This window comes from Siminovitchia jepli (assembly GCF_047228825.1).
GTDB lineage: Bacteria > Bacillota > Bacilli > Bacillales > Bacillaceae_C > Siminovitchia.
This window is the reverse complement of sequence record NZ_JBFEGN010000166.1, coordinates 1-3,222: the sequence shown is the minus strand read 5'-3', so window position 1 is coordinate 3,222 and position 3,222 is coordinate 1. Positions and strand designations below refer to the sequence as shown.

Genomic DNA, 3,222 nt, shown 5'->3' with positions numbered 1-3,222 from the left:
GTAAATTTTTACACCTGTGGATAAGTGCATTTTCTGTTTTAAGGACTAAAAAACATAAATTTACTCCTCAAAGCTGAGCAAGAATTTCCGGGAGTGACAGGCACCGGACAATCATGTACAATAATATATTATATAGATGATTCTGATTCCTTTTAATCTAAAACCAAAATATGTAAAAGGAGAAGAATATCATTGATAAAACAATTGAAGGATATGAAAATTTCGACAGTAAGCATCGGCAGTATGGATATTGAAGTTGAATGTTTTGTGTATGGAAAGTACACAGAAGCCTTTGCACATTACTACTATGCCGGGGAAGAAAGCATTACGGGCAAAGGAGTCGCCCGTACTCGCCGATTAGCCATAAAAAGAGCAATTCTTCATTTGTTTGATCAGCGTTTAAAAGAAAGGGAAAAGTAGTTGGTTCCATCATTAAATTCCCGAAGAAAAAAATCCGCATTTTGTCTGCATCACTTGGCTGGTAACGTTTTTATTTATGATCCAGAATCCCGAAATACACTCCGATATCCTCCGGAGTACGACCCGGAATCTTCGGGATACGGTCTGGAACCCCTAGAATATATAATCCGAAACCCCCGGAATACGCACCGAACCCATGGAATACGATCAGAACCTCCGGAATATGATCCGAAAATTCCGAAATACGCACCGGAACCCGCGAAATACGCTCCGACACCCCCGGAAAACGATCCAGAATCCCCGAAATGGAATACGCACCGGAACCCGCAGAATACGAGCCGGTACCTCTGGAATATGATCCGGAACTCCCGAAATACGCTCCGGCACCTCCGAAATACCTTCGGAACCCCATTTAACTCATACACAAAATTGCAAATTCACGTACACAGTTTTACAATGAAAAATAGATAGTTATTTGATACGGTTTTATAATTCGCGAGCCAGGGTGCCAGTTATCCCGGGAACTTGGCCTGCCGAAGAAGCTATTGTGCTCGGCGCCATGTTACATAGTGGATTTTTTCTTTGCAATTTTGACTTACGGTTGCATTGCACTGACAGGTGGCCAAAATCCTGTAATATGGCAGCTGGAACTTCAATCAGCAAAAGCCCCAGGGTGTTTTCTGCAATAATGTTGGAAAAGATATATGAAAAACACAGGAGCTGAATTTATGATGTTAATCCAATGTACGAAAAAGCTGCAGGATCAGTTGAAAATCAAGCCTGCTGGAGCTGAAGAGGAAGATCCGTTCTACTCCTGGCACGCAAATCTTATTTTTATTGAGCGAAGAAAGACTATGGTTCTGGTAAATGATAAAAACCGGTATACGGTCGTTTTGTATGGATTGAAAGCGAAAGATTTTACCAAAATGGAGGAACACATAATTGCTGCAATTCGCGCAACGTTTAAGGCGGAGGGAATCAAAGAGGAAGTAGTTGAAAAGTATCTTGAGAAAGCCGGGGCTGTCAACTTTGCAAAAACAAAGGACCGGGCGTCTGTCGCACGGATGAACAAGAGCTGTGATAATGTGCAGTTTTTTGGCAGGGAGCTCGACCCTGAGGTTCTCTACAATACGGAAGTGAGTATGCGGATCAGCCGTTCTTTAGTAGGAAGCGGTAATGGTGACTACTCCTGTCCTAACGAGGAGTTATTTAATGACTTAGAGAAACTTGCTGGGGAAACTATTTTTCAATCAGAGGCAGCCGTTCTTAAGGTTACGCTGGAGTTGGAGGGCCATCAAGTATGGCGAAGGCTGGTTGTACCGTTGAATTATACGTTTACCAAGCTGCATGAAATCTTGCAAATAGCTTTTAACTGGAAGGGATACCACCTCCATGACTTTTATATTTATGATGATGCAGAATCGATGAGGAGGCCGGTTGTGAATCTCGTCAGTGATGAGGAGGCTTTTGCTTACCCGGATGATATAGCGATGAAGCATGAGAAAGGTGTGAAACTGTCAGAGTACCCCATAGGTATTTAAAGTATATCTATGACTTTGGCGATGATTGGAGTCATAGTATTTTGGTGGAAGAAGTGATTGATAATTACGATAGGAATGTCCCTGTCTGCCTGGAAGGGGAAGGGAATGCGCCGCCGGAAGATTGCGGTGGTGAGAGCGGCTACGATGAATTCCTGGAAATAATAGCGGATGAACAGCATCCGGACCATGAGAGCATGTCTCAGTGGGGACGCATGCAGGGCTATCGAGATTTTGACCTTTCGGTGATTAATCGGAGACTAAAATATTTGTGAAATAATGTTTACGGTCCCGGAACCTTCCCATTTTAATGGGGAGAGGTTTCATTTCATACGTAATGAGCAGGGTACAAGGAATCCCTGGTTGCAAGCAGGCCTCTCGATTGCCTCCATTAACATTGTCGAAAAGAAAATGGGAAAGGGAGGATGCTTCCCGTGGAAAAGATCCATCTGCTTTGGAAAATTGACCCAAAAACAGGCCTTCCCTTATGAGAATCACCCGGGCTATCGGGAAACTGACAGGCGACTGTGGGCAAAAAGCCAGGGACATTCCCTAATGAGAAGCTCTATGTGTAAAAAAACTGGAGACATAATGGGATAGAGGCTTTATCCAAAAATGGATTGGTCATAAACCAGTACTAAACGCCTTGAATAATGTTGACTTACACACTTTACTGCCACGTGCCCCCCATCTTAATACCCGTATTCAACCGCTGTCTCCCTGCTGGATTTTCTTCCACTCCATTAAAAATTCTTTTTCCCCAGTCTGATCATCCAAGAGTTCCTCTATTTTTGCAAAACCATTTTTTAAATAAAAATGAACTGCTTTTTCATTTTTCCTATAAACCTTCAATTGTATTTTTTCCCTTTGTCCTTTTATAAAGTTTAATAATTTTTTTCCATAGCCTTTACTTTGGTGTTTATGATCAATAAATAATGCAGCCAAATAACTATTTACCATCGAAATAAACCCCACAATTTCTGTTTCGTCACTTATCACGTAGGTTTCAGCCATTGGAAGATATTTTTCTTTCATTGCTGTTCGCTGTGATTTCCAATAATCCTTATCAATAAAATTGTGCGCTATTAGTGAGCCTCCATACCATATTTCTACCAATTTTTCAATTTCCGTTTCTATATTGACTCTTCTAATGTTCATATGATCCCCCTCAATCAAATTCAAAAACTAGTTAGACGTTCATGCCGCTTCCGCGGCACCATCAGCAGGATGAAAATGGATCAACGTCGAAGTATATTTTTACGGC

Annotated in this window: 2 protein-coding genes and 1 pseudogene; 2 read left to right on the top strand and 1 reads right to left on the bottom strand. The window is 41.8% G+C overall.

Annotated elements, in window-relative coordinates; genetic code table 11:
* The first annotated feature begins 192 nt into the window (after window positions 1-192).
* Together AB1L08_RS21945 and AB1L08_RS21940 are read left to right on the top strand one after the other, a co-directional pair.
* Entirely contained in the window at window positions 193-420 is a 228-nt protein-coding gene (locus tag AB1L08_RS21945) for a hypothetical protein (protein WP_413066713.1), read from the top strand.
* 704 nt (window positions 421-1,124) lie between these two features.
* Window positions 1,125-2,233, top strand: a pseudogene (locus tag AB1L08_RS21940) (plasmid pRiA4b ORF-3 family protein).
* A 430-nt stretch (window positions 2,234-2,663) separates the two neighbouring features.
* Here AB1L08_RS21940 and AB1L08_RS21935 read toward each other — a convergent pair.
* Entirely contained in the window at window positions 2,664-3,074 is a 411-nt protein-coding gene (locus AB1L08_RS21935; protein WP_413066712.1) for a GNAT family N-acetyltransferase, read from the bottom strand.
* Between the last annotated feature and the right edge of the window lie 148 nt (window positions 3,075-3,222).